Raw genomic sequence first — 3,729 nt, 5'->3', positions numbered from 1 at the left:
CAGCCTCTTTCATATAGCGTGAGTGAAAAGCTCCACTCGTATTCAGCGGAATGAACATGACATTGGCCTTCTCAAAATATGGCTGTGCCTGGTTAATATCATCCCGCAAACCGGATACTACGATCTGGGTCGGAGCATTCAAATTCGCTATATCAATACCCGTCAGTTTGGCTTCTTTTAATATCTCTTGAATCTGTTCCTCCGAAGAATTTAAAATTGCCGCCATACCACCATTTTTGGCCTGGCTCATCAGCTCGCCTCGCTTCTTTACCAGCTTAAGTCCATTTTCGAAGCTAAATACGCCTGCTGCTAGCAGTGCGTTATATTCGCCCAAGCTATGGCCGGCCAAAAAATCGGGTTTCTTCTCCCCGTCTTTGAGCTTCTTCTCATATGACAGGGCATTAACCACATATAATGCGGGTTGGGTGTATTGGGTTTGGTTTAATTGCTGGTCGGGGTCATTCAAACATAGTTCTTTGATTGAGTAACCCAGTATCTTATCTGCTTTCTTAGTGATCTCGGGAAACTCATCGAAAAGGTCTCCTCCCATGCCTTTTCTTTGTGACCCTTGACCAGGAAATACATATGTTTTCTTCATTTCTTTATTGTTTTTACTTCAACATCCAATAAGCCTATTTCCCTCGCTCCAATACCACTGAGGTATTGATCCCACCAAAGCCAAAGGAGTTAGTGATTGCCACGTTAACCTGATGGTTAATGGCCTCGGCTCCACAAAATTTAAGGTCCTTATGGATCGGTTCTTCAAGGTTGATATTGGGATGAAGGAATCCTTCCCTCATTTGCAAAACAGTAGCGATCACCTCCACTACACCAGCTGAGTACAGACAGTGTCCGGTAAGGCCCTTGGTTGCATTAAGCCATACATCGGAAGCTCGACTTCCAAGTACGCGGCCTATAGCCTCTGCTTCGGTTTTGTCTCCCAGGGCTGATGAGCTTCCGTGGGTATTGACGTAATCTACATCTGAAGCCGACATTCCGGCCTGTTCCAATGCAGACTGCATAGCTTTTGATTCACCATTTAAATTGGGATTGGCAGAGCTGTTGCTATCGAGGTTCAAAGCCCCCCCCTTGATCTCTGCCAGGAATGGTACTCCCCTTTTGGCCGCACTTGCCTCCGACTCCAGTATCAGGCATGCACTGGCTTGCCCATATATGAAACCCTCGTGTTGTGAATCAAACGGACGGCAAGATTTTTCCGGCTGATCAATATACTTCTTACCTCCCATGGCGCCAATATTGATAAATCCCTGCATATCCATAGGAGAAAGGTCGGCAATAGTACCCACTACCAGACATACATCTGCAAAACCTGCAAGCACCTGCTGATAACCTTTAATTACTCCTACATTGCCGGTTGCTGAAGCGCCTCCAACTACAAAGCCTTCGCCCTGTATCCCCAGCATTTCACTTAAGACGCCTACCTGATTGGTTTCCAAAAATTCCAATGCATACCTTGGCGACAGGTATTCCGGGTTTTCCATGAATTTTGGGATCAGATCGTACTGATAGTTCTGGGTACTGTTTTGCCCAGCCACAATTAACCCCATTCGCTCAGGCAGTGCCTCTTTTTCGAACAGTCCTGCGTTGTACCACGCTTCCAGTGCAGATATAATTGATGTCTGGACAACAAACGGTGCTCTTTGACCTAACCGCTTAGCATACTTGCGCTTTTGGTCAGGCACATTTTCCAAACGATCCAGTAGGTTTAAAAAGGAGAAATCTTGTATTTCAGCGGCAATGTCAACAGACACTTTTGGTTCTTTTGTGTCTGCCATTTGCCTGATACCAGACTTCCCGTTTTTTAAAGAATTACAAAATGAGGAAATGTCACTTCCTATTGAAGAAACTATCCCCATTCCCGTAATTCCAACTTTGTTTTTATTTAACATTATTTATCTCTCATTACGTAACAAAAACCGCCAAGCTGATTTTCAGCCTATTGTAATTGCGGATATATTACATTGTGTCGTTCTCACTTACAGCAGCATAGTTCATGTTCAAGACATCAACCAGGCCTTCAACATTGCTCACATGGGCAAAGCTCATCAATGGTATTTTGAGTCCCAGCTCTTCCATCGACATAGTAACGACTTCCATTCTATCAATAGAGTTTGCACCCAAATCTTTGAGACTAATCTCCATTGAGATCTGCTCAGGTCCCACATCTGGAAGTACTTCCATCACTATCTTTTTTACTACTTCAAATACATGTTCTTTTGACATAATCTTCTCTCTTTTAAATGGTTATAAGTTTTGTTGTTTTAGTATCTTACTTCATATGATTTACCGAAAGTCAAAAAAGCTTAATCTATTTTGGCCTTTTCTTAAACGATATGCGGTAAAATCATGCTTGTTTTTAAATTGCAGGTAGATGTTATCCCTCAATACCTGCGAAAATTTTTGACCAGGTTGCCTGCCATAGCTATGACCGGGAAATATAAGTGTATCCGGCTTAAGCCTGCTTTTGAGATGCTCAAGACTTTCATACATTTCATGAGCAGCCTCCATATCCGAGCATAGGCCACACCCCTCAGCAAATAAGGTATCACCTGTAAATAGGTTGTCCCCTATGTGGTAGCACATGCCTCCTGGCGTATGGCCCGGTGTCAGAATGGGTTGAATTTGAATCTGCCCAACTGACCATGGCCTGGAATCTATACCAACCAAATGTGGCGCATAAAAACCGGAATCCATAATTTCCTCATTTGACATCCATACTGGACAGTGATATTTTTCAGCCAACGGCCTGGCCAAGTCAGTATGATCAGGGTGAGCGTGCGTAAGCAAAATTCCACTCAATTTTGTTCCAGTATCTTCCAGAGCATGGTCTACCTTTTCCATGTTCCAGGCCGGATCTACGATTACTGATTGATTGGTTATATTATCAACTACTAAATAGGTATAGTTGACCATGGATACATATGTCATTCTCAGTACGGCAACCTGTATTACCCCTCTGAATCCTGCATCTATATAGTGAATGCCCCTCTCTAAATCTTCAAACTTCATTGACATATAAACTGTATGTTTTTAGAGGCGCCGAGTGGACTCGAACCACTGAATAAAGACTTTGCGGGCCTTTCCCTTAGCCGCTTGGGTACAGCGCCAATACTTTTAGAATCCTATCATTCGCGGATACCCCTAACGAAAAAGATTCTTCCTTAACTTTAAAACTCTGCTTTGAAGCCTTGTAAGCTTCATTTCATTGAGGCGCCGAGTGGACTCGAACCACTGAATAAAGACTTTGCGGGTCTTTCCCTTAGCCACTTGGGTACAGCGCCAATACTTTTAGAATCCTATCATTCGCGGATATCCCTAAACGAAGGAAGATTCTTCCTAAGTTGAAAACTCCTGCTACGAGAACTTATTAAATTCTCTCATTTGCCGGGTGACACTCTTATGGATAACATTAATAGATCACCATAACAAACTAAAATACAGGCTATTTCACCGAGGTGCTGAGTGGATTCGAACCACCGAATAAAGGTTTTGCAGACCTTCCCCTTAAACCACTTGGGTACAGCACCAGAGTTTGCATAGCAATATAATAAAAAGTAATATTTATTTACTTCTTATCTTATATAAAATGCAAACTAATTTATATTATTTACTTTATAGCTTCAATTTCTTTCAAATCGAAATACCCATTATAGCCTTTCATGTAGACTGCTGCTCGGTGCCCAAATAACACCATGGCGGCTGTACGGG

General features: G+C 42.7%; 4 protein-coding genes and 3 tRNA genes. All 7 read right to left on the bottom strand.

The window, feature by feature from the left end; genetic code table 11:
- On the bottom strand, nucleotides 1-598 hold a 598-nt coding region (gene fabD / locus JMN32_RS16400; protein ID WP_202857442.1), incomplete at its 3' end, for an ACP S-malonyltransferase.
- Between the two features lie 34 nt (nucleotides 599-632).
- Entirely contained in the window at nucleotides 633-1,910 is a 1,278-nt protein-coding gene (locus JMN32_RS16395) for a beta-ketoacyl synthase N-terminal-like domain-containing protein (protein ID WP_202857441.1), read from the bottom strand.
- Nucleotides 1,911-1,977: 67 nt separating this feature from the next.
- Nucleotides 1,978-2,244, bottom strand: a complete 267-nt coding sequence (locus JMN32_RS16390) for an acyl carrier protein (RefSeq protein WP_202857440.1) — start codon at nucleotides 2,242-2,244, stop codon at nucleotides 1,978-1,980.
- 60 nt (nucleotides 2,245-2,304) lie between these two features.
- Nucleotides 2,305-3,036 carry an MBL fold metallo-hydrolase gene (locus JMN32_RS16385; protein WP_238354513.1) on the bottom strand — a complete coding sequence of 244 codons (732 nt, stop codon included), beginning with the start codon at nucleotides 3,034-3,036 and terminating at the stop codon, nucleotides 2,305-2,307.
- 19 nt (nucleotides 3,037-3,055) lie between these two features.
- Nucleotides 3,056-3,128, bottom strand: a tRNA-Cys gene (locus tag JMN32_RS16380).
- Between the two features lie 101 nt (nucleotides 3,129-3,229).
- Nucleotides 3,230-3,302 (bottom strand) — tRNA-Cys (locus JMN32_RS16375).
- Between the two features lie 172 nt (nucleotides 3,303-3,474).
- Nucleotides 3,475-3,548 (bottom strand) — tRNA-Cys (locus JMN32_RS16370).
- Nucleotides 3,549-3,729: the final 181 nt, after the last annotated feature.

The organism is Fulvivirga marina, from assembly GCF_016775155.1.
Lineage (GTDB): Bacteria > Bacteroidota > Bacteroidia > Cytophagales > Cyclobacteriaceae > Fulvivirga > Fulvivirga marina.
This window is presented reverse-complemented; position numbering and strand designations above follow the sequence as displayed.

Bases quoted from the DNA above. Each gene is read 5' to 3' on its own strand.
- JMN32_RS16395 (WP_202857441.1), bottom strand. From the start codon at position 1,910: ATGTTAAATAAAAACAAAGTTGGAATTACGGGAATGGGGATAGTTTCT.
- JMN32_RS16390 (WP_202857440.1), bottom strand. From the start codon at position 2,244: ATGTCAAAAGAACATGTATTTGAAGTAGTAAAAAAGATAGTGATGGAA.
- JMN32_RS16385 (WP_238354513.1), bottom strand. From the start codon at position 3,036: ATGTCAATGAAGTTTGAAGATTTAGAGAGGGGCATTCACTATATAGAT.